Here is a 21,324-nt window from a genome sequence, read left to right as displayed (position 1 = left end):
TGAAAATGAAGTTTTTCAAACGAGAAAAAAGCTCAATGCTGTAAATGTCTTCGTGTGGAGAAATATTCTATAATGGAAGTGATTAGGATTTTGGATGGGAGGCAGGCTGATGGCTAAAATAGCGACATCCCCAGTGGTGGGGAATCCAGTATACCCTGTCATGTTCGCGATGGGGGCATGCCATCTTTTAAATGATTCGCTTCAGGCGGTCATCCCGGCGATGTTTCCAATTCTGGAGGCAGATCTGGGCCTGACCTTCACGCAACTCGGGATGATTGCGTTTGCGCTCAATATTGTCGCGTCCGTGCTGCAGCCGGTCGTCGGGTTTATCAGCGATAAAAAACCGATGCCTTTCGCGCTGCCGTTCGGTATGGCAAGTTCGTTTCTAGGCATGGCAGGACTGGCATTCGCACCGGAATATTGGATGATTGTGGTGTCAGTGATGTTCCTGGGCTTGGGATCCGCGGTTTTCCATCCGGAAGGATCCCGCGTTTCGTTTATGGCGGCGGGGCATCGCCGCGGTTTGTCGCAATCGATTTACCAGGTGGGCGGCAACTCGGGGCAGGCATTGGCGCCGTTGATCAGTGCATTTATCTTGGTGCCGCTCGGCCAGCAAGGAGCGGCGTTATTTCTTTTTGTTGCGGCGCTTGGGATTTTCATCCTTTCGCGCATTTCAATGTGGTACAAAGCTGAGCTGGCGCGTGAACGGGCAGGCAATGGCAGGAAAGTGCTGTTGTCGTCATTGCCGGAGCTGTCGAAAAAGCAGGTTGGCATCGCATTGGCACTGCTGCTGGTCATCATTTTTGCGCGTTCGTTCTATGTCACGAATATAACAAGCTTTTATATTTTCCATTTGATAGAAGAATATGGGCTGACGATTCAGAAGGGCCAACTTTACATATTCCTGTTCCTGGCATTGGGAGCGGCAGGGACCTTTTTTGGAGGGCCATTGGCGGACCGCATTGGGCGTAAGAATGTCATCGTCTTATCACTATTGGTGCCGATTCCGCTTGCACTTGCATTGCCATACGTTACGTTGGGGTTTGTGGTTATGCTGCTGGCGTTTATCGGATTTTTCATTATGCTTAGCTTCTCGGTAACGGTCGTTTATGCACAAGAACTGGTGCCCAGCAAGATCGGAACGATGTCAGGGCTGACGGTCGGGCTGGCTTTCGGCATGGGTGCGATTGGCGGTGTAGCTATCGGGATGTTGATGGATGCCATCGGAATTTATGAGACGATGGTCGTTGTGTCATTTTTGCCGATTATTGGGCTGGTCGGAATGGCGTTGCCGAAAGACCGGAAAGTCTCCGCTGCTTAACAGGGGGAGAATCGTTAAGGATTAAAAGGATGGAATGGAGTTTTAATGGATGAAAGAAAAAGAGGAAGCAATTGGCTTAAAACCGTTTTTGGCATTGTTGATGTCGTTGAAAATTCCAAAAGCTGCTCTGTCCTTCGGGCTTGCCGCAAGTTTGGTGACGACGCTTGTCGGATTAGCCGTGCCGTTATTGACGAAAGACTTGGTGGATGGCTTCTCGCTCGATTCGTTGAGTATGCCGCTGATGGTAGGTATCGGTGCAGCGTTTATCCTGCAGGCCATCATTAACGGCGTCTCAATTTATCTGTTGAGCAAAGTGGGCCAGCGCATCGTCGCAGGATTGCGGGAGCGCATGTGGGTCCATTTGATTCGTTTGCGCGTCAGCTATTTCGATCAGCAATCGAGTGGCGAGACGGTGAGCCGGGTGGTCAATGATACCGGCATTGTGCGGAATCTGATTACCGATCATTTCCCGCAATTTGTTACGGGGATCATTTCCATTATTGGTGCTGTAATTATCTTAGCGGTTCTGGACTGGAAAATGACTCTTTTGATGATGGTATCAGTGCCGCTGACAGTAGCGATCATGATTCCGCTTGGCCGGCGCATGGCGAAGATTTCGCGCAGCCTGCAGGATGAAACGGCGCAGTTCACCGGGCATGTCCAGCAAACTTTAAGTGAAATCCGTTTAATGAAATCATCGACAGCTGAACAAGTCGAAGAAAAGAAAGGCCTTCGTGGAATTACAGGCTTATACGATATTGGCATGAAAGAAGCGAAAATTTATGCATTGATTGCGCCGCTCATGTATTTGGCTGTCATGCTGGTCATTGTCATGATTTTGGGCTACGGAGGTATCCGTGTAGCAGAAGGTTCAATGTCGACAGGGTCGCTTGTCGCGTTCCTTCTGTATTTGTTCCAAATCATTGTGCCGCTCGCTACGTTTGCCCGTTTCTTTACGGAATTGCAAAAAGCGAAAGGCGCAACGGAACGTATCATCGGAATTTTGGCGGTGCCGCTTGAAGAAGCGCAAGCCGGCACCCAAATGGACATTGCCGGAAAAACTTTGCGCGCCGACAACGTCAGTTTTGCTTATGAAACTGGAGAACCGGTGCTGGCGGATATTTCTTTTGAAGCACAGCCGGGAGAAATGATCGCTTTTGCGGGGCCGAGCGGCGGCGGCAAAACAACGGTGTTCAGTTTGCTGGAACGCTATTACGAACCGGCATCCGGTGAAATCACCATCGGCGGCGTCGGAATCAGCAGTATATCCCTGGATGCCTGGCGCAGCCAGATTGGTTACGTATCGCAGGAAAGCGCCATGATGGGCGGCACCATACGCGCGAATCTGACGTATGGCCTGTCCGAGGCTGAAGAGATTCCAGACGAAGAGTTATGGCGTGTTTCGCGCATGGCTTATGCGGAAGGCTTTATCAATGAATTCCCGGACGGGCTCGATACCCAAGTCGGTGAAAGGGGCGTCAAATTATCAGGCGGCCAGCGCCAACGGATCGCCATTGCGCGCGCCTTTTTGCGGGATCCTAAAATCCTCATGATGGATGAAGCGACAGCGAGCCTCGACAGCCAGTCAGAAGGCATTGTCCAGCAGGCGCTTAGCCGTTTGATGGAAGGGCGCACGACATTCGTCATTGCCCATCGCTTGTCGACGATCGTTGACGCGGACAAGATTGTCTTTATTGAAAAAGGGCGCGTCACTGGAACCGGCACACACGAGGAATTGGCCGCATCGCATGCGCTCTACAGGGAATTCGCAGAGCAACAATTGACCTGAAATTCCCGCTTGACCTTGACGCAACGGCAAGGTGTAAAGTAGATGCATCAGGAGGTGGGCGTATGGAGTACACGATTCAAAAGCTCGCGCATATAGCGGGTGTCAGTACGAGGACATTGCGCTATTACGATGAAATCGGATTGCTCGAGCCGGCACGGAAAAATTCCGCCGGCTACCGAATCTATGGCCGCAACGAAGTGGATAAGCTTCAGCAAATTCTTTTTTACCGGGCGCTTGGACTGGATCTCGGAAGCATCAAAGAAATCGTCAACAATGCGGCATTCGACGGGACCTCAGCTTTGCAAGCGCATCGCCGCCAGCTCCTTGAGCAGCGCACGCAGCTCGACCGCCTGATTAATAATGTGGAAAAGACAATTTCCGCAAAGGAGGGGACGATTAGCATGAGCGACAGCGAAAAATTCGAAGGCTTCAAGAAAGAGCTGATTGAAGACAATGAGCAACGCTATGGCAAGGAAGTGCGAGAGACATACGGCGATGATATCGTTGACCAATCAAATGCCAAAATGTTCAATATGAGCGAAGCGCAGTACAGTGACTTTATGCATATTGAAAAGAGGTTGCTGGCAAAACTTGCGGAAGCAATGGAGACGGGCGATGCCTCAAGCGCAGCTGCGCAGGAAGCGGCAGCACTGCATAAAGAATGGCTGGACTTCACTTGGCCATCCTACAGCAAAAGAGCGCATGCAGGGCTTGCGCAGATGTATACCGACGATCCGCGTTTTTCGGCCTATTATGAGAAGGTCCGTCCGGGAGCAGCCGAATTCCTGCGGGATGCCATTCATGTGTATGTCGGATTTCAGCAATAAACAAACGCAAAAGGCAGTTCCGGTTTTCCCGGAGCTGCCTTTTTACATATTCTTTACAATCCTTAACATGTGCGATATTAACACGCAACAATAGCCTGCTACAATAACTTTAACTCGGGTGCTTGCCAGTGAATTGCTTGATTCTAAAGGAGATGTTTGTATGCACGCAGGAAGAATGGAAGCGAATATTTCGGTTAAAGTCATGTCATTCAATATTGCTCATGGCTTGGGTATGGACGGCATTGTGGATTTGGAAAAAACAGCATCGGTCATAGAAGATTCATGTGCCCACGTTATTGGATTGCAGGAAGTGGACCGGTTCTTCTCGGACCGCAGCTCGTTTATGGACCAAGTGGATTGGCTCAGCGAAAGGCTTGGGATGCATGCCGCATTCGGAGCGAACTTAGACATCGAATCAGCTTTAGCCGACCAGCCGCGCCGCCAATACGGCAATGCCATTCTTAGCAAATACCCGATCAAATACTCGGAAAATCATTCCCTGACACCTGTCAAAAGTGATTTCGGCACAAATGAGCAGCGCGGAATCCTCGAAGCGGTTGTGGAAGTGAAAGGCAAGCATATCCATGTCTTCAATACGCACCTTGCATTGAAAGAGGAAGAGCTTAAAGTAAACATCGGAGAACTGCTGAATATTTCAGGCAAGCGCCATTTGCCGCGCATTGTGCTAGGTGATTTCAATGCGCCGCCGCAGCATCCCCATATCCAAAAACTCAACGGTCCTTATTCGGACGCTTTTTTGAAGATGAAAAGAGGGAATGCCTACACGTATCCTGCCCCTTATAAAAATGTAGAAACCGGGGAAATCTTTAACCCAGCGACGCGGATTGATTATATTTTCTCATGCTCACAACTAGAAGTAATCCAAAGTGCAGTCATGCATACCGATGTGTCGGACCATTTGCCGATCGTAGCCGATTTTCTCTTGGTGCCCGCAAAAGTCGGTACCAAACAACCGGCAAAATTGGCTCCACAAAAAATTTGGTGAAAAGCGAATAAGCCCCTACCGGAAATTTATACGAAAAATCGCCAGCATGAGCACCATGCTGGCGATTTTTTTATTATCGGTTAGTGATTGTTTCAGGATTCATGTCGTGGTTCATCATGCGGTATGAAGCCATTTCTTCGTATTTGGTGCCTGGTTTTCCGTAATTCGTATAAGGGTCAATCGATAAGCCGCCGCGTGGCGTGAATTTGCCCCATACTTCGATATAGCGGGGATCGAGCAGTTTGATCAAGTCATTCATGATGATGTTGACGACATCTTCATGGAAGTCGCCGTGGTTGCGGAAGCTGAATAAATACAGTTTCAGCGATTTGCTTTCCACCAATTTTTTATCAGGGATAAAGCTCAAGTAAATTGTCGCAAAATCAGGCTGTCCTGTCTGCGGGCATAGCGATGTGAATTCCGGGCAATTGAATTTTACGAAATAATCGCGGGTATGCAGATTATCGATCGCTTCAAGGATATCCGGGTCATACTCGAATTTGTATTTCGTGTTTTGATTGCCGAGAAGTTCTAGGTGGTCCAATGTTTCTTCGTTGCGTCCTGCCATATAAAAGGCCTCCTTCAAGTGTGTGGGCTTGAGAGAGGCCTATAAAATAAGGAAGAGGAAAAAGCCGGTTGCGTCTGAAGGCGGCTGAATTCGTCGATCCATAGTTTTTTATAGAGGGTGAAATGCTATGAACCTCTCCCGTTGCCGGCTTATGAATTTTCAATAGCTTCACTCATAGTAAAAGACTTTCAGAACGCTGTCAAATTCATTTTTCAGCACAGAGCTTGAAATCGCGAATCGCCAGCGCTGAAAACCCCGCCAGGTTTGATTTTGCTGAAAAAGGCAATATACAGAACAAGCAGTTTTTTGAGGAGGAATAACCATGACAGACAAACAACTTAAACAAATGCAGGCAATATTGATCGAACAGAAAGAACGGCTTGAAGGGCGCATCGAACATAAAGAGGAATTCGAGCGTACAGAGCTTTCCAATTACGATAACCATCCGGCAGACAATGCAACGGACCTTTTCGACCAGGAACGCGGAATGGCAATCAATCAGTTTAAACAAGAAGAACTGGATGAAACATATGACGCGCTTGCCGCAATACAAACCGGGACTTACGGAAAGTGTTCAGTATGCGGAAAAGACATTCCGTTCGAACGGCTAGAAGCTTTGCCGACAGCATTGACGTGCATTGAGCATGCTCATCAGAATCCGGATTTGACGACACGGCCGCCTGAAGAAGATGCCCTAGGCAGTTCGACTTCCCGGCCAGCCAAAAAAGACGACAGCCGGCTGCGCGATTACGAAGACAGTTTCGAGGATGTCGAAGATTTCGGCTCTTCTGACGGCCCACAAGACCAGCCGGGCAAACACATGGACGAATTCTACGATGACGAGAAAAAACAATAAGTCATATCCCCGCTTACAGAAGCGGGGATATTTTTTTATCGCCTTATTGACTGGGGGCAGGCAGTTGCCTAAAGTTAAAGAAATACCGTTAAAGGAAGTGTCCGAATGGAAGAGTTAAAACAACAGATTTACCGTCTTGAATGCAGCCACCTCAAGCCTGAAGTGCGGAGTTCCAAAGAGAAAATCGGCGCGGTGCTGGATGATGAATTTTTTGAAATCGGCAGTTCCGGATACATGATCTACCGTGCCGATATCGAACGTGACCATGCTTTGTCAACGGACCCATTAACAATCTCCGATTTCCAGCTGCACGAACTTGGACCGGAAGCGGTGTTGACGACTTATAAGATTGTCAATGAACAGAGTGGGCGCGAAACACTGCGCAGTTCGGTCTGGAAAAAGAGGGCGTTAGGCTGGAGACTATTCTTCAATCAAGGGACTGTGGCAGGCCATTAGTGTTTGAGCAGGGGCAAAAGAGGTTATTTAATAGCTATGTAGGTTGAAATCGGACAAACCGTTTCAGCCATGTATATGGCTTTTTTAATGAAGGAGGAAATAATAATGGAACATGCGATTATTTTATTCGATGGAGATTGCAATTTTTGCGACTCCAGCGTCCAGTTCATCATAAATCATGACCCTGCAGGATATTATCAATTTGCTTCACTGCAAAGCGATATCGGCAAAGAGCTCAGCAGAAAGCACGATGTGCCAGCTGACGTAGATAGCTTGGTGCTGATCAAAAACGGGCAAGCTTTTGTAAAATCGGAAGGTGCATTAATGATTTCCAATCATTTGACGGGCCTTTGGAAACTCGCTTATTACTTGAAGCCGTTCCCGCGTTTCATTGGAGACGCAGCGTATGATGTGATTGCAAAAAACCGTTATAAAGTATTCGGCAAGCTTGACAGCTGCATGCTGCCGCCGCCTCATATCCGCAAACGATTCTTGGACAAATGACAAAGAGCCGAGGCGCATTGCGCTTCCGGCTCTTTTTTTGCCTTTTACAATTATTTTCAATGAAAATTGAATATGCGCCAGTACTGGCTGGCAATTGCGTCGGACATCCATGCAAGGCCTTTGCTTTCCGCTTGGTGAATTTCCTTCCAGCTGCTTTCGGCACCAGTACGCAAATAAACTTCGTGGTTCGGCGCCTGATCGTGCATGCCGGCAATATCGTAATGGCTGTCCCTGTAAAACCTTGCCGCAACGTCATAGTCGATATTTGGGGAAGGGGTCAGCGGGTTGCCGACACTATGATGCAATTGCACTGTAACGTTCCGTTCATCTTCTTCCACTGTTTCCAAGTAGACATCATCAGCAGAAGCCACATCGGCTTTCCGGAATTTCTTGCGCCAATCATAAGCGATACTGATGCCGACGTCTTTAGTGAATTTGATGGCAGCGTCGCTTTCCTTCAAGTCGATATTGAAGTTCACTTGCGTCCGGTAATGGGAAGAATCGGCGTCAAACCCTCGATCGTCACCTGAAAAATAGCGGTTGAATGACAATAGATTGGGATTGAGCAAAAAGTCATCAGGCAAGAATGTGCTATAGCGGAAATCCCATTTAAGGTTCTGGTCTTCGACATCCGTTGTCGGTGAACCCGATAAGAGATAATCGGCAGAGGCTAATTCAAAGGTAATACCGAACTTTTCCATGGCCGCTTCATCTTGTGAAGACTTTATATTGAGCAAGCCGAAAACATGGGCAGCCAGGGATTTTTCTTTACTGAAAGTGGATTCGGATTTTTCAAGAGGCCGTTTGGCTCTTACCTGATACGTATGCCCGATTTCTTTCGAAGCACTGTAATCGGAGAATTGGTTTTTTTCGGCAGTGCCGATCAATTGTCCATCCCGATAAATTTCGAATTCCTCAAGCCCTTCAATGGCACTCCAGGCCAATGAAATTTTCGAGCTGGAAACAATGGCAGTGACGGCGGCCCGCTCGAGGAGGTTGTTGCAGTCCTCAGACCGGTTTTCGGTAGAGGTCCGCATTTTGATCCGTTCTTTGGCGGTCCCAGACGCATCGAGCCGTTCGATTGTGTACGTGTAAAGTTCACCCGACTCCAAGCCAGTGTCCTGAAAAGAATTGCCTGTGCCGCTGTATATCGTTTCAGCATCTCTTTTCACTTTGCAGGTGTCGCCGGTATGGGTCCATTTAAACTCGATGATTGAATCTGTCTGATGCAGCAATTCGATTTCCAAGCTATCTTCTTTCGCATTCATCCGCTTCAGCTCCTTTAAAAGGGTATGTTAGGCTATACCCGCTTGTGGAAACTCCTGAACCTTTTCTTTGGATGTCTGAAGCGCCCTGCATGAATTTGCAAAGCACAGAAACAAATAGTATGTTTAAAAAAAGAATCTAAGACGGTAGACGGGTGCCGGCCTCATGAAGGAGGAAGAGAAAATGTCTTTGAAAGATATGAAAAAGCTGAGGAGCTTCCAGAATTTTGACGAGGCTGCTGAACACATCTTGCATATGCTCAGCAAGCAAATGAACATCAATACCTTATTTATTGCGAAAAACGACGGCATCACCAATAAAATCATCAAAGCGGTCAACACCAGAGAAGAGTTGGTGCAAGAAGGCAGCTCCACGCCTTTTGAACAGACTTTTTGCAGCCTGAGCGTCAATTATGGCGATGAGCCATTGAAGATTGACGATATCTCAAAAAGCGGAGATGCTGGAAAGCTCAAGATCGCTTCGCAATTCAATAACGGCTCTTTCATGGGAATTCCGGTTTATTATGAAAATGGCGACATCTATGGCACGATTTGCGGACTGGATAACCAGCCCTTCGACTTTACAGAAGAACATCAGCAAGCGTTTGAAATGATGTCAGCGCTTTTGACGTATGTATTGGAGCTCGAGAAAGCAAACGAACAAATCCAGTCGCTTTCCTCTCCGCTTGTGCCTGTTACGAAAGGCGTCTCCATCCTGCCAGTAATCGGGCATATCACGCCACGGCGTGCACAGGCGATTATTGAGGATGTGCTGGAGAAATGCGGCGTAGAAATGGATTATTTGATCATAGATGTTTCTGGCGTCACACAACTCAACTCGGAAGTGGGCAAGTATTTACTGATGCTTGTCAGTGCGTTGAAAATCATAGGTGTCACACCGGTCATTACCGGCATACAGCCATTCATGGCATTAAAAGTGCCACATTTCGCAGAGGCTTTAAAAGGTGAGATCATTGAAGCGAATCTTGAAACCGCGTTAAGCAAGCTCGGCTTCGTGCTGAAAAGAAAAGAACAATAAAAAAGTGGATCGGGCATCGCCCAATCCACTTTTTTTATTGTTCTTTGTCAAAAAATACATGGCGGAGTTGCCAGGAGTCGCTGATTTCCAGCAGACCGAACGAGTACTGGGGCTGGCGCCGCTTGTCCGTAGGGGAACCGGGATTGAAAAGCGTCACGCCGCCTGCATCGCGCATAACGGGGATATGGGAATGGCCGAATACGATGATGTCGACATTGTCGTCAGCGAATGCTTCAAACGCCCGCTGTTCCGTCGTATTGCGAATGCCGTCGCCGTGGATAACGCCAATTTTTAAGCCTTCAATCTCGAAAATCTTCTTCTTGCCGAACCTGTCGAGAATGTCCCAAGGGTCGACATTGCCAGTGACTCCGTCCGTTTCCGCGTAGGCCGATAATTCGTAAAAGACATCCATCGTCTGCCAGTCTCCGGCATGAATGATGAAGTCAGCCTTTTGGCATTCAGCAACCAACACCTGCGGCAGCTTTTTAGCGCGGATGGGAATGTGCGTATCCGATACAATGACAATCTTTTTCATGTGAGAGCCTCCCTCAGAGTGGATTTCTTACACTTTACCAAAAGAGCAAAGCGGAAGCCATTGATTATAAAAAAGGAAAACGGCAAAATAGAAGCAGGTGATTGAAATTGAACAAAAATAAGGAGGCAACGAGATGACAAGTAAGCGGAAAGTCAGCTGTTACATTGCGGCAAGCCTGGACGGTTTTATTGCGACAAAAAGTGATTCATTGGACTGGCTGTTCAAAGTGGAAATGGACGGGGACGCAGGGTATGCCGACTATATGGAAACGATTGATACTGTCGTTATGGGGCGCCGCACGTATGATTGGGTGATGGAACATGAGAACGGCAAGTATCCGTATCCCGATAAAAAATCATATGTATTTTCCAAATCGGCATCTGGCGCTGATGAGCATGTCACTTTTACCGATGAAGCGATTCCCGATTTTGTGGAGCGGCTCCGGAAAGAACCCGGAAAAGGCATCTGGGTCATTGGCGGCAGCCAATTGCTGCACGCTTTTCTGAAAGAGCGGCTTATCGATGAACTGATCATCTCGTATGCCCCGGTGCTAATCGGAGACGGCATTCCGCTGTTTCAGCCGATGGACATGGAGACGGAGTTTACGTTATTGAGCGCAAAACAAACTGGCCAATTCGCCCAGCTGCACCTTATAAGGAAATAATGCATTACTGAAAATCCGAAAGCATCGCGCTTTCGGATCTTTTTATTGATTAAACAAAATCGCTTTCGCTTTTGCGATGACGTGGTCGTGGTCATCGTGGATAATGCAGTCTGCGTGTGTGAGGTTCGCACCTTCTTTTACGGCAAATGCGCGCGCGATCAGGGTCCCGGATTTTGATTTCTTTAAAAACGTTACATTCAAATCGATGGCGACGACTTTCGGCCGGCCGTTTTCATCGGGCGAAACGGCGTTGCGGAGCGCTGCGTCAGCGAGCGTAGAAATGATGCCGCCGTGTATGAATCCGGAACTGGCAGTAAAAACCGGCTTTATGGGCAACGTCAATTTAACGCTCGTGTCGGTGATCCGTTCGTATTTCACTTCAAGGAATTCATCAAAAGGCTGTGGAATGAACATGGCATTACCTCCTTGGGACATTCGTGTGTGATAAGGTATTCGCTTTAAAGCTAAGGGATTCCTTTTTAATAAAGCCTCACTTAAGGCTTTTCTCATATAAATATTGCAAAAATGATGGAAAATTGTCCCTTTCCAAGAAAGCATACGACTTTAGAACGTTCCATATGTTTGAAATCAAGTAGGTCTGTCGGGTTTCTTCCTTTACTGTCAATCTTTATACTGAATGGAAGGGATTGTCTAACTATTCCCTAAATAGAAGGGAGCAAAAACATGAAGATTTTCAAGAAGATTGCATTTTTATCAATGACTTTATTCTTTTTAAGCTTTTCTCAAACGGACGCGCAAGCCCATGCACCCGATTTGCATACGGGGGTCAGCGGCCATGAAGTGTCTGCCTTGCAAAGCCAGTTGAAGAAACTTGGTTATTTCGATACTAATCCGACCGGGTACTACGGTTCCATTACTAAAAACGCGGTCATTCGTTTTCAACGTGATTTTGGCGTTCCGGCGACCGGCTTTACCGGCCCGATGACACGCAGTGAAATGAAAGAAGTGGAGATGTTGGCGCGTACTGTCTACGGAGAAGCGCGTGGGGAAAGCTATACCGGCCAAGTGGCTGTGGCAGCTGTTGTTTTGAACCGCGTGTCTTCAAGTAAGTTCCCGAACTCTACATACAATGTCATTTTTCAGCCTAATGCGTTTACCGCAGTGAGCGATGGCCAATATCGAATGAACCCGAACTCAACAGCTTATAAAGCGGCGCGGGCTGCGATGTTGGGATCAGATCCGTCAGGCGGCGCGACGTATTATTACAACCCTGCCGGTGTTACAGATTCATGGATTTATTCACGTTCGGTCATTAAGAAAATCGGCAAGCATTACTTTGCAAATTAATAAAAAGTAGAAGGGCTGGAAGTTCCAGCTGGCAAGCTGCCGGGAAAACCGGTGGCTTTTTTATGCTTTTTCATTCTGACACAAGGGATGTTCTGTGTGGGAATGACTTTTGCATGGTTGGAACGTATATAATGGAGACAGAACGAATGGAAGGTGGAATAAAAGATGGCTGATCATACAAAAGGCGGGCTGCCGCCAAAAACCTGCACCATTGAACGTTTAGTAACAAATGAAAAAGATGTGCAAAAAGTGCTGGCTGGCTTGAAAACAGCTACGCGGCGCAATGGCCGCTACGCAGACATCGGAGAAGTGATGGTGCTGGAAGGGCGCGAATTCACCGTAGAGCGGGTATATGCGGAAACACTTGGAGATTTGAACGAGGAGAAAGCGCGCCAAGAAGGCTTTGATAGCGTTGAGGGTTACAAGCAATCGATTTTGAAATTCCACCCGGGGATGCCGTGGCTTCCTGAAATGGGCGTCTGGGTCCATGAATTTAAAGAGATACAGAAATAGATAATATGTATACCGTGATTTTATATCTCCACATATTCAGTGCGATTTTATCGATTGGTCCGTTTTTTGTGTTGCTTCCGCTGGTGAAGCGGATGGAGGGCGTGGAAGAGGTTGTCCTAAAATCGCAGATTGCCACTTTTAGATCAGCGGTACGGCTCGTCAAACATGCCGGGCATGTGCTGGTGGCCACCGGCGCCTTGCTCATCTGGCAAAGCGGCTGGGCATGGGCGGATTCCTGGATCGCCTTGACGCTCGCTGTAATGGTCGGTTCCATTTTCTTTCTGGCGCGGGCATTTAAGCCGGTGCTGCGGAAATTCGAGGAGCCGAACGCAGATCGCAAGGCATTGCTGCGTAAGCTGAACCGATCAATTTGGCTTTACGTTCTCTTGCTGGGATTGATGCTGTGGCTGATGGTGGCGAAACCCGCTTTCTGGTAAGAAGCGAAAAAAGACAATGCCTGGTGCGAATTTGCACCAGGCATTGTCTTTTTCTATTGTCGTCTTTGATTAGCCTTTTACTGCTCCAGCTGTCATGCCGGCAACAAAGAAACGCTGCAGGAAGACGTAAGCGATGACCATCGGTGCAGAAGCGATGATGACGCCGGTGAACAGCATCGGGTAGTTTGTCGAATACTGGCCTTGGAACTCGAGCAATGCGAGAGGCAGGGTTTTGTACGCATTGTCCGTGATGAACAGCAAGGGGTAAAGCAGGTCGTTCCAATGCATCACAAACAGGAAGATGGCAGTGGCCGACAAAGACGGCAGCGACAGCGGAATGGCGACTTTCGTGTACATTTGCCAATTGCCCGCACCATCAATGGTGGCAGCCTCAAATAATTCCTTTGGCAAAGTTTTCATAAAGCCGGTGAGGATGAATACCGCTATCGGCAGCGTGGATGAGATGTTGACCAAGATCAATCCCACCAGGCTGTTCGTCAGCCCGAAATCGAGCATCAGCGAATACAGCGGCACCATGATGACCTGCGCAGGCACCATCATGCCAAGCGTGAACAAGATGAACATGACGTTGCCCATCCAGCTATTGAGCCGTGTGATGCCAAAAGCGATCATTGACGCGAAAAGCAAAGTCAGTGTGACAGAAAAAAGTGTCACAATCGTACTGTTCATAAAATAACCGGCCATCGTTTGTTCTTGGAAAATCGCAATATAATTATCAAACTTGATACCGCCCGCAGGAAAGCCAAGCGGGTTGGCGAATGTCTCCTGAAGAGTTTTGACTGACGTCAGTATTACGACCAACAACGGGATCAAAATTAACAAAGCATAGACGATGAGGGAAAACCTTCGGAAAAGCACACTGTTTTCCTCCTTTCATTAATAAGAGACCCGATCCGATCGCAATGCTTTGAATTGCAGAAACGTGATAAAGGCGATGATGATCATGAAAATGACCGAAATGGCGCTGGCGTAGCCGAATTGATAGCCTTCGAACGCAACGCCGTAGATATAGGTGGCGATGATTTCTGTCGAATAATTGGGGCCGCCACCGGTCATTGCAAACACCAAATCGAACGCTTTGAATGACTGGATGGTCGTATAAGCCACAACAATGGTTGCAGAAGGTGCAAGCAACGGCCAAGTGACTTGGCGGAACGTTTGCCATTTGTTGGCCCCTTCAATTTTCGCCACTTCATACATTTCCTGCGGAATCGCCTGCAAGCCGGCAACGAAAATGATGAGCATTTGGCCCGCATGGAACCAGACCTGTGTAATTGCCAGCGAGTAGATGGCGATGTTGGCATTTCCGAGCCAGTTTTGCGCCAGGAAATCCAGGCCAATGGTCGACAGGCCGCGATTAAGGATTCCAAGGGAAGGGTCGTAGATGAACGCCCAGATGAACGCTACAGACACCGAAGACAGGATCGTCGGAAAAAAATACAACGCACGCAGAAAAATAGTGGTTTTTGTATTTTTTAACATGATTAAGGCAAACGCCAATGCGACAAGCGTCTGGAAAATGACAACGACAAACATAAATTTCAAGTTATTGCCGATGGTTTTCCGGAAAATCGAATCCGCTGTGAAAGCGCGCTGGTAATTGTCGATGCCGACAAATTGAAACGCATCGCTGAAGCCGTCCCAATTTGTGAAAGAATAGAATAATGCACTGACCGTCGGATACAGAAAAAAGACGCTGTATAAGAGGAGGCCAGGCAAGAAAAATAGATAGATGGATTTAGGTGTTCTCATAATCTCATTCCTTGTTTTCGTCTACGATTTTTTGGGCAGCTTCAGCTGCAGCTGCAGGTTCTTCTCCGCCCAGGACATTTTCAATCGAGCTAAGTACGGCTGCTTCGATTTGCGCGTTGGTGATCAAAAAGCGCGGCTGGAATCGTGTTTTCTTTTCGTCAATCCAATAAGCGGTATTTTTCAATGCGTCTGATTCGTAGGTGACGTCAGTAACCGTCAAATGCTGGCCAGTTTCGTTTGCGTATTTAGATGCAACTTCAGGCTGGCTCAAAAACTCGATAAATTTCTTCGCTTGCTCTTTCTTCTCTGACTTGCTGTTGACTGCGAGCATGAAAGTCGCAGTGTTGATGCCTTCGTAGACCGCTTCACTTTCTTCTACTGTAATCGGTGCCAGCAAATCCAATTGCAAGTCGGGATTCAGTTTCAAAAGGGAAGCCATATGGTAAGAACCAGTCGCAATCATGGCAGCTTCTTCATTGGCTACCATCGACATTGCAGCATCTGCATTGGTGCCTAAGGCATTCTCCTGAATATAGCCTTTGTCAGCCAATAATTTGAAGTCTTCCAGAGTTTTAACCCACCATTCGTTTGTCAAAGACTCTTCGCCACTTTGTAGTTTGGCGAAAATTTCCTCATCAGGGGCATTGTTCATCATCATGCTGTTCATAAATTGGTTCGGTCCGATGTCCGCGCCAGGGAAGGCAATCGGCGTGATGCCATTTTCAAGCAAGGTATCAGCCATCTCCTGGAACTCTGTCCAGCTTTTCGGAGGTTCCAATCCTAGCTCATCGAACATGCCTTTGTTGTAGACGGGCATATTGAAAACGAGCTGATAAGGGACTGCGTATTGCTTGCCGTCTTTTTGTCCGACTGCAATAAGGTTTTCATCAAAGTTAGCGATGAACTCCTCGCCGCTCAAATCTTCAAACAGGCCGGCGCTTTGAATCGATTCGAACTGTGCGCCAGGGAATGAGGTAAAGACATCTCCTGTCGCACCGTCTGCAAGCATCCGCTGGGCAGTGCCTTGGTATTGGTCGGATGGATAGATGTTCATTTCCACCGTGATGTCAGGGTTAGCGCTTTCAAATTCAGTGATGATTTCATCAAGGACCGCTTTATCTTCGCCGCGCCAATGAATGAAGCTGATTTTCGTCTTGTCGCCAGAGTCTCCGCCGCTTTCGGCGCCATCCCCGCCGCTTTCTCCGGCACATCCGGATAAGATCAGCAGTAAAGTTAAAAATGCGGTTGCTAAAAACCAATGTTTTTTCATCTTTTTGTTGCCCCCTCATTTAGTTAATGGACTCGCTTAGTATTAGATTACCTTAAAATGGCTTGCAGAAACAGAATTATCATATTATTTTGCTTTCAGTTGACAAAATCGGCTGGATTTCATAAGATGAGGTCAACCTTTTTGTACGGATTAAGGCAGAAGGTGCCGGATGGGCACCGCCGATGTACAGCAGAGTTGAGCATAGTTGAGCAAATCGCCGAATAAGAAGAGTAGCATGTGAAAGCCTCTCAAAGAGAGCCAGTGTCAGGTGGAAACTGGCGGGGCGCACATGTGAATGGACTTATGAGTGGCCCCTTGAAGTTGGAGTAGGGAGGCCCGTTTCCCCCGCGTTACTGGGGTCAGAGGAAAAGCTGGTTCAGCTTTGACATGAGGTGGCACCGCGGTTAAATCCGCCCTCAGCAAGGGATATCCTTTGCTGGGGGCTTTTTTGTTTTAGCCAAGAAGATCGACAAGCAGAGGAGATGAGCAGAGATGAAAATGAAAAAGATCGAAGGAGATTCATTGACGCCGATTGCGGTGTTCAACCGTTTAGCAGGACCTCGCAAATGCCTGCTGGAAAGTTCGCTGAAAACAACGGCTACAGGCCGCTATTCTTTCATTGGGGCAGACCCTTCCAAGGCTTATATCGGAGAAGGGGAAACATTGAGGGAAATGGATTTCAGGTCTGGCAAGGAAACTTTGCATACTGGAAAACCACTTGAACTTTTAAAAAGGCTGATGCCGGTGCGGGAAGCAGTTGTCGAAGGGCTGCCGTTTACGGGAGGCGCGCTCGGCTATATCGGCTACGACGCAATTGGCGTCTACGAACCGGTCGAGGCAGCCGTAGAGAATAGCTTGCAGATGCCCGATATCCATCTCCAGCTCTACGAAACAATCATCGTTTTCGACCATGTAAAGCATGATGCTACGATTATTTCATTTGAAGGTAAAGTCGAAGAGATTGAAGCGCAGTTGCGCGAGCCGGAAACGGAGAGAGCGGAAATGCATCAGCCGCCGTTGGCTTTCAGTTCGAAAATTGACGCCGAAGCATTCCGCAAGCAGGTGGAGCAGGCGAAAATGCATATCCGGAAAGGCGATATCTTTCAAGTGGTGCTGTCGCAGCGCTTGTCTGCGGCCTACGCGGGAGATGCCTTCCAGCTATACCGCAAGCTGCGCAAACAGAATCCGTCGCCTTACCAATTCTTTATTGATTTCGACGGCTATGCGGTCGTCGGTGCTTCACCGGAAAGCTTGCTGACAGTCCGAGGCGGCCATATGATTACGAACCCGATTGCAGGGACGCGCAAACGCGGCCGTACGGAAGCGGAAGACGCTGCGCTTGCTGAAGAGCTGGCCAATGATGAAAAAGAGCAGGCGGAGCATAGGATGCTCGTAGACCTCAGCCGCAATGACGTCGGCAAGGTAGCGGCGATCGGATCAGTGAAAATTCCGAAATACATGGCTATTGAACGCTATCAGCACGTTATGCATCTTGTTTCAGAAGTCACTGGAGAACTCAGTAAAGCGATGCATCCGCTTGACGCACTCGTCTCCTGTCTGCCTGCAGGCACGGTATCCGGAGCTCCGAAAGTCCGGGCGATGCAATTGATCCAGCAATTTGAAACGGAGCGCAGAGGCGTTTACGGCGGAGCGGTCGGTTATATCGGTTTCAACGGGAATTTGGATGTGGCGCTCGCAATCCGCACATTCGTCGTCAAAGACGAACAGGTCCATGTACAAGCGGGTGCCGGCATCGTCCATGATTCGGATCCGCAATCGGAATACGAAGAAACGCTTCATAAAGCGCGTTCCTTGACGGAGGTGTTCGGATGATTTTGTTGATTGATCATTTTGATTCGTTTACTTATAACATTTATCAGGCAGTGGCTGAAGCAGGCCACGAGGTCGAAGTGGTGCGCTATGGCGTGCTCAGTGCAGAAGAGATCATCGCCAAACAGCCATCCGCGATTATCTTGTCGCCCGGGCCTGGCCACCCGGACGCTTTGCCGGAATCGATCCGGCTTATCCATGCGGCCTGCGATTCCATACCGATTCTAGGCGTGTGCCTGGGCCATCAGCTGATCGGAGCCGCTTTTGGCGGAGAAGTCGCTGAGGCGCCGGCAATCAGGCACGGAAAAGTGTCCGACATTGAACATAACGGAAGGGGCCTCTTCAGCGGTCTTCCAGAGCCGCTTCCTGTGATGCGCTATCATTCGCTGGCATTGAGCGCAGAAACGGTGCCGGACTGCCTGGAGGTGCAAGCGACCGCTCTTGACGACGGCTCTATCATGGCGGTCAAGCATAAAAACCATCCGGTTTACGGATTTCAATTTCATCCAGAGTCAATCGGCACACCAGCCGGTGCGGACTTAGTAAAAGCGTTTTTGGCACTGATTGCAGAAAAAACAGCTAGTCAATAAAGCAAAAAGGCGGCCCGGGAGATTTCACGGGCCGCCTTTTATTTATTTTCGGATGACAGGCATGGTGCAGCAGCGGAACGCACCGCCGGATTTGATGATTTCGGAAAAATCGTTTTCGATAACGTGAAAGCCGTGCTGCCGCAATTGGGCGTTTACTTCGCTGTTCTGCGGCTGGCTGAAAACACGGCGGCCGCCAATCGACAAAACATTCGTGCCAAGCGCAAACTGTTCTTCGCGGTTGACGGGGATTAAGGTGTAGCGTTCGGCGAGCATGGAGACGGTCTCGCTGCTCAACGCTTCTGGAAAAATCAGCGCCTCAGTCGGCGACAAGATATTGAAGACACAATCCAAATGTAAATAACGTTCGTCAAAATGGACAGGAATGACCTGGAACGAAGGAAGCTTTTGTTCAAGCTCCTGAATCGCCTTTTCTGAGGTTCGGCTGCTGATGCCGACAAAAATCGTATCTTGGTCGATGAGGACATCGCCGCCTTCAACGCGGTGGCTGCCAAGAGATTGGAAACGGATCTGGCGCTTGGCCAGCCATTTCTGCAATTCTTCTTCTTCACCTTGGCGGATAGATGCGGCCATATCACCGATGAATACTGTATCTTCTATCGTAAACCCGATGTCGCGTGTAAAAACTTGTTCAGGAAAATGGTCAGAAGGCTCGAGCATTGCAGTTTCCACTCCGTTTTCCTGCAGCGCCGCAACAAACTGGCGGTGCTGGAACATCGCCGTTGCGACGTCTATGTTCTCCTGCTGATAACGCTTTTGCACATCGTTGATGATTTCCTTGATTTCCATGTATTTAGGCGGACAAAGCAGTACGAGGCGCAGCGGATCATATTCGCTTCTGCACCAGGCAGAAGGGGTTTCTTTTGGATGAGATGACATAACGGGTTCCTCCCAAAAAGCTCTTTGATAAGGTACCATTCCCTAATGAAATAAAGCTTAAAACATTAATCAGCGATATAATGGAAGGGAATCTATAAAGGGCAATCAGGGGGAATTGAAAATGGAAATCATTCAGTCGAATGGGCAAGAGGAACGGGACTTTATCCGCTCGAAAGTAATTGAGCATAATATGCAAAAGCTGGGCGAAAATGCGCGTGCACTTGGCGGGCCAATCGGGTTTGTTGTCCGCGGCAGCGGGGGTGAAATCCTCGGCGGCATAACCGGAACAGCGTATTGGGGACATATGCACATCGATTTCTTATGGGTGGACCCGCAATGCCGCGGCCAGCGGATTGCCGAACAATTGATGCAGGCCATCGAGCAATATTCCCGTGAGCGCCAGTACCGGCTGCTGGTAGTCGATACTTTCAGTTTTCAGGCGCCGGAGTTCTACAAGAAACAAGGATTCCGGGAGTTCGGCGTGCTCAATGACCATCCAGAAGGGCACAGCCAGCATTATTTCGAGAAGCGGCTGGCGGACTAGGAAGAGTTTTTCTACAGAAAAAAACAACCCCCAGCATCGATTCGATGCTGGGGGTTGAAACATGCTATTGCTCTTGGTAAAACACTTTGTCGACGTTGTATTTCGCTTTTTGGGTGTTGATCAAATATGTTTCGTAAATGTCGCGCTCCATCGGGTCTTCAACGATAGATACCGTGATGCGGTAAACTTCATCGCGGTGGTTTTTCAATGGTGATACGCTGTCTTCAAAATGCTTTTTAACGCGCTGGCGAAGTTTGCGGGCCTTCCCAACAAACAATAAATCGCCGCTATGGTTGAAGAACTGGATGATGCCGCCCTTGTCGCGCGGAATCTCATGCAGGTCGATAAACCCGTAAAGCGGTTTGACGACAGCCTCGTCGCCGATGATTTCCTGTTTGCGTTGTGTGATTGTCACATCCGCTTTTGGTGGTTGAATATTAATCATACTTATCACGTCCTCTATTATCGTAATGCTTATAGTACCACAAAAAGGCGCAGAAATCCATGGGCTCTTTTCTGCGCCTGTACTGGCATATGTTTAGAGGGAATCGAGTTCTGCGCCTGCTTCATTGCTGCCTTGCAGTACTTCGAATGTTTTCCGGTATGTGTTGGGACGATCCAGCACTTCCACGAGAATGTGCGCAACGTCGGCACGCGGAATCGAGCGGTCGCCGATTGACGTGAATCCGCCAGCGGAGACTTCAATATGTGCTGTTTTTTCTTCATTGGAAAGGGCACCTGGGCGGACGATTGTGTAGTCCAGGCCGGTTGCCTGGAGAAGATCGTCTGCGGTGCGTTTAGCCACCAGATAGGGCTTCATTTCTTCGCCGCCGGAATCCGGATCTGCCGAACCCATCGAGCCGAGCTGAACAAAGCGCTTCACGCCCTTATCCTCTGCGTATTTTGCTGCTTTCGCGGCACCCCATAAATCGATTGTAAGTGTTTTGTCCGCTCCTGTGGAAGGGCCGGACCCTGCAGCAAAGATGACGGCGTCCGCGTTGTCGAATGCCGAACTGAAATCTTTTTCCAAATCGCCGATGACCACGTCAGCTGCTCCCAATTCCTTCAGGTGCGCAGCTTGCTCTTCTTTTCGAACAAGCGCAATGGCTTCATGCGAAGAATCGGATAGTTCTTTTACAATGTGCCGGCCTACTTGGCCGTTTGCTCCAATTACCAATACTTTCATGTATTTTCCACTCCTTCTGTAATCTGTGTCTTCTAGAAGTATTCCCTCGACGACTTAAGGTAAACGGACGTTTTGTGAAGGGATAGTGAAATGCGCCTTCCCATTTTTTTCGGCTTACGCTATCCAAAAAACTGCAGACAGGCTAA

General features: G+C 48.5%; 25 protein-coding genes and 1 other annotated feature. Of the genes, 15 read left to right on the top strand and 10 right to left on the bottom strand.

Annotated features, from left to right (window positions below; genetic code table 11):
• The first annotated feature begins 109 nt into the window (after positions 1-109).
• From AC4EHJ_RS14390 to AC4EHJ_RS14375, 4 genes are all read left to right on the top strand, one after another.
• Entirely contained in the window at positions 110-1,321 is a 1,212-nt protein-coding gene (locus AC4EHJ_RS14390; protein ID WP_490976318.1) for an MFS transporter, read from the top strand.
• A gap of 49 nt (positions 1,322-1,370) precedes the next feature.
• Positions 1,371-3,110: an ABC transporter ATP-binding protein gene (locus AC4EHJ_RS14385; protein WP_490976317.1), complete on the top strand. Its 1,740-nt coding sequence runs from the start codon at positions 1,371-1,373 to the stop codon at positions 3,108-3,110.
• Between the two features lie 62 nt (positions 3,111-3,172).
• Complete coding sequence (locus tag AC4EHJ_RS14380) at positions 3,173-3,937, top strand: MerR family transcriptional regulator (protein WP_490976316.1); 765 nt, start codon at positions 3,173-3,175, stop codon at positions 3,935-3,937.
• Positions 3,938-4,097: 160 nt separating this feature from the next.
• Positions 4,098-4,943: an endonuclease/exonuclease/phosphatase family protein gene (locus AC4EHJ_RS14375; RefSeq protein WP_490976315.1), complete on the top strand. Its 846-nt coding sequence runs from the start codon at positions 4,098-4,100 to the stop codon at positions 4,941-4,943.
• A gap of 73 nt (positions 4,944-5,016) precedes the next feature.
• Here the strand turns inward: AC4EHJ_RS14375 and queF are convergent, their stop codons facing one another.
• Positions 5,017-5,511: a preQ(1) synthase gene (gene queF, locus AC4EHJ_RS14370; RefSeq protein WP_490976314.1), complete on the bottom strand. Its 495-nt coding sequence runs from the start codon at positions 5,509-5,511 to the stop codon at positions 5,017-5,019.
• Between the two features lie 322 nt (positions 5,512-5,833).
• Between queF and AC4EHJ_RS14365 the strand changes: the two genes are divergently transcribed.
• From AC4EHJ_RS14365 to AC4EHJ_RS14355, 3 genes are all read left to right on the top strand, one after another.
• Positions 5,834-6,367, top strand: coding sequence for a TraR/DksA C4-type zinc finger protein (locus tag AC4EHJ_RS14365; RefSeq protein WP_490976313.1), 534 nt, complete (start codon positions 5,834-5,836; stop codon positions 6,365-6,367).
• Positions 6,368-6,472: 105 nt separating this feature from the next.
• A complete protein-coding gene (locus AC4EHJ_RS14360) occupies positions 6,473-6,823 on the top strand; it encodes a nuclear transport factor 2 family protein (RefSeq protein ID WP_490976312.1) in 351 nt (116 codons plus the stop codon).
• A 105-nt stretch (positions 6,824-6,928) separates the two neighbouring features.
• Entirely contained in the window at positions 6,929-7,327 is a 399-nt protein-coding gene (locus AC4EHJ_RS14355) for a thiol-disulfide oxidoreductase DCC family protein (RefSeq protein ID WP_490976311.1), read from the top strand.
• A 56-nt stretch (positions 7,328-7,383) separates the two neighbouring features.
• On the opposite strand, the gene AC4EHJ_RS14350 is transcribed toward AC4EHJ_RS14355, so the two are convergent.
• Complete coding sequence (locus AC4EHJ_RS14350; protein ID WP_490976310.1) at positions 7,384-8,595, bottom strand: DUF3238 domain-containing protein; 1,212 nt, start codon at positions 8,593-8,595, stop codon at positions 7,384-7,386.
• A 181-nt stretch (positions 8,596-8,776) separates the two neighbouring features.
• Between AC4EHJ_RS14350 and AC4EHJ_RS14345 the strand changes: the two genes are divergently transcribed.
• Positions 8,777-9,631 carry a GAF domain-containing protein gene (locus tag AC4EHJ_RS14345; protein ID WP_490976309.1) on the top strand — a complete coding sequence of 285 codons (855 nt, stop codon included), beginning with the start codon at positions 8,777-8,779 and terminating at the stop codon, positions 9,629-9,631.
• 34 nt (positions 9,632-9,665) lie between these two features.
• On the opposite strand, the gene AC4EHJ_RS14340 is transcribed toward AC4EHJ_RS14345, so the two are convergent.
• Entirely contained in the window at positions 9,666-10,166 is a 501-nt protein-coding gene (locus AC4EHJ_RS14340) for a metallophosphoesterase family protein (RefSeq protein WP_490976308.1), read from the bottom strand.
• A gap of 133 nt (positions 10,167-10,299) precedes the next feature.
• Here AC4EHJ_RS14340 and AC4EHJ_RS14335 point away from each other — a divergent pair, with 133 nt between their 5' ends.
• Positions 10,300-10,830, top strand: a complete 531-nt coding sequence (locus AC4EHJ_RS14335) for a dihydrofolate reductase family protein (RefSeq protein ID WP_490976307.1) — start codon at positions 10,300-10,302, stop codon at positions 10,828-10,830.
• A 42-nt stretch (positions 10,831-10,872) separates the two neighbouring features.
• Here AC4EHJ_RS14335 and AC4EHJ_RS14330 read toward each other — a convergent pair whose 3' ends face one another.
• Positions 10,873-11,244: a PaaI family thioesterase gene (locus tag AC4EHJ_RS14330; RefSeq protein WP_490976306.1), complete on the bottom strand. Its 372-nt coding sequence runs from the start codon at positions 11,242-11,244 to the stop codon at positions 10,873-10,875.
• 270 nt (positions 11,245-11,514) lie between these two features.
• Here AC4EHJ_RS14330 and AC4EHJ_RS14325 point away from each other — a divergent pair, with 270 nt between their 5' ends.
• From AC4EHJ_RS14325 to AC4EHJ_RS14315, 3 genes are all read left to right on the top strand, one after another.
• Positions 11,515-12,138, top strand: coding sequence for a cell wall hydrolase (locus AC4EHJ_RS14325; protein ID WP_490976305.1), 624 nt, complete (start codon positions 11,515-11,517; stop codon positions 12,136-12,138).
• A gap of 165 nt (positions 12,139-12,303) precedes the next feature.
• Complete coding sequence (locus tag AC4EHJ_RS14320; protein ID WP_490976304.1) at positions 12,304-12,651, top strand: ASCH domain-containing protein; 348 nt, start codon at positions 12,304-12,306, stop codon at positions 12,649-12,651.
• Positions 12,652-12,656: 5 nt separating this feature from the next.
• Positions 12,657-13,088, top strand: coding sequence for a DUF2269 family protein (locus AC4EHJ_RS14315; protein ID WP_490976303.1), 432 nt, complete (start codon positions 12,657-12,659; stop codon positions 13,086-13,088).
• A 69-nt stretch (positions 13,089-13,157) separates the two neighbouring features.
• Here AC4EHJ_RS14315 and AC4EHJ_RS14310 read toward each other — a convergent pair whose 3' ends face one another.
• From AC4EHJ_RS14310 to AC4EHJ_RS14300, 3 genes are read right to left on the bottom strand one after another with little or no spacing between them, the layout of a single operon-like run.
• Positions 13,158-13,967 carry a carbohydrate ABC transporter permease gene (locus AC4EHJ_RS14310; RefSeq protein ID WP_490976302.1) on the bottom strand — a complete coding sequence of 270 codons (810 nt, stop codon included), beginning with the start codon at positions 13,965-13,967 and terminating at the stop codon, positions 13,158-13,160.
• Between the two features lie 18 nt (positions 13,968-13,985).
• Positions 13,986-14,861 carry a carbohydrate ABC transporter permease gene (locus AC4EHJ_RS14305; RefSeq protein ID WP_490976301.1) on the bottom strand — a complete coding sequence of 292 codons (876 nt, stop codon included), beginning with the start codon at positions 14,859-14,861 and terminating at the stop codon, positions 13,986-13,988.
• Between the two features lie 4 nt (positions 14,862-14,865).
• A complete protein-coding gene (locus AC4EHJ_RS14300) occupies positions 14,866-16,131 on the bottom strand; it encodes an ABC transporter substrate-binding protein (protein WP_490976300.1) in 1,266 nt (421 codons plus the stop codon).
• Between the two features lie 208 nt (positions 16,132-16,339).
• Positions 16,340-16,552: a binding site (T-box leader), on the top strand.
• Between the two features lie 71 nt (positions 16,553-16,623).
• On the opposite strand from AC4EHJ_RS14300, the gene trpE reads away from it, so the two are divergent.
• Both trpE and AC4EHJ_RS14290 read left to right on the top strand, forming a co-directional pair.
• On the top strand, positions 16,624-17,964 hold the full coding sequence (gene trpE, locus AC4EHJ_RS14295; protein ID WP_490976299.1) for an anthranilate synthase component I: 1,341 nt from the start codon (positions 16,624-16,626) through the stop codon (positions 17,962-17,964).
• The gene (locus tag AC4EHJ_RS14290; RefSeq protein ID WP_490976298.1) at positions 17,961-18,551 is read left to right on the top strand and encodes an anthranilate synthase component II; all 591 of its coding nucleotides are present in this window, start codon (positions 17,961-17,963) and stop codon (positions 18,549-18,551) included. The genes trpE and AC4EHJ_RS14290 overlap by 4 nt, the downstream gene beginning before the upstream one ends.
• A 42-nt stretch (positions 18,552-18,593) precedes the next feature.
• Here AC4EHJ_RS14290 and AC4EHJ_RS14285 read toward each other — a convergent pair whose 3' ends face one another.
• The gene (locus AC4EHJ_RS14285; protein WP_490976297.1) at positions 18,594-19,448 is read right to left on the bottom strand and encodes a dimethylarginine dimethylaminohydrolase family protein; all 855 of its coding nucleotides are present in this window, start codon (positions 19,446-19,448) and stop codon (positions 18,594-18,596) included.
• A 121-nt stretch (positions 19,449-19,569) separates the two neighbouring features.
• Here AC4EHJ_RS14285 and AC4EHJ_RS14280 point away from each other — a divergent pair, with 121 nt between their 5' ends.
• Positions 19,570-19,992, top strand: a complete 423-nt coding sequence (locus AC4EHJ_RS14280) for a GNAT family N-acetyltransferase (RefSeq protein WP_490976296.1) — start codon at positions 19,570-19,572, stop codon at positions 19,990-19,992.
• 64 nt (positions 19,993-20,056) lie between these two features.
• On the opposite strand, the gene AC4EHJ_RS14275 is transcribed toward AC4EHJ_RS14280, so the two are convergent.
• Positions 20,057-20,437: a nucleotide excision repair endonuclease gene (locus tag AC4EHJ_RS14275; protein ID WP_135503431.1), complete on the bottom strand. Its 381-nt coding sequence runs from the start codon at positions 20,435-20,437 to the stop codon at positions 20,057-20,059.
• A 93-nt stretch (positions 20,438-20,530) separates the two neighbouring features.
• On the bottom strand, positions 20,531-21,178 hold the full coding sequence (locus AC4EHJ_RS14270; RefSeq protein ID WP_490976295.1) for an SDR family oxidoreductase: 648 nt from the start codon (positions 21,176-21,178) through the stop codon (positions 20,531-20,533).
• Positions 21,179-21,324: the final 146 nt, after the last annotated feature.

The organism is Planococcus sp. TJ-301 (genome assembly GCF_058268475.1).
Note: the sequence above shows the minus strand (reverse complement) of the source record. Positions and strands in the feature narration are given on the sequence as shown.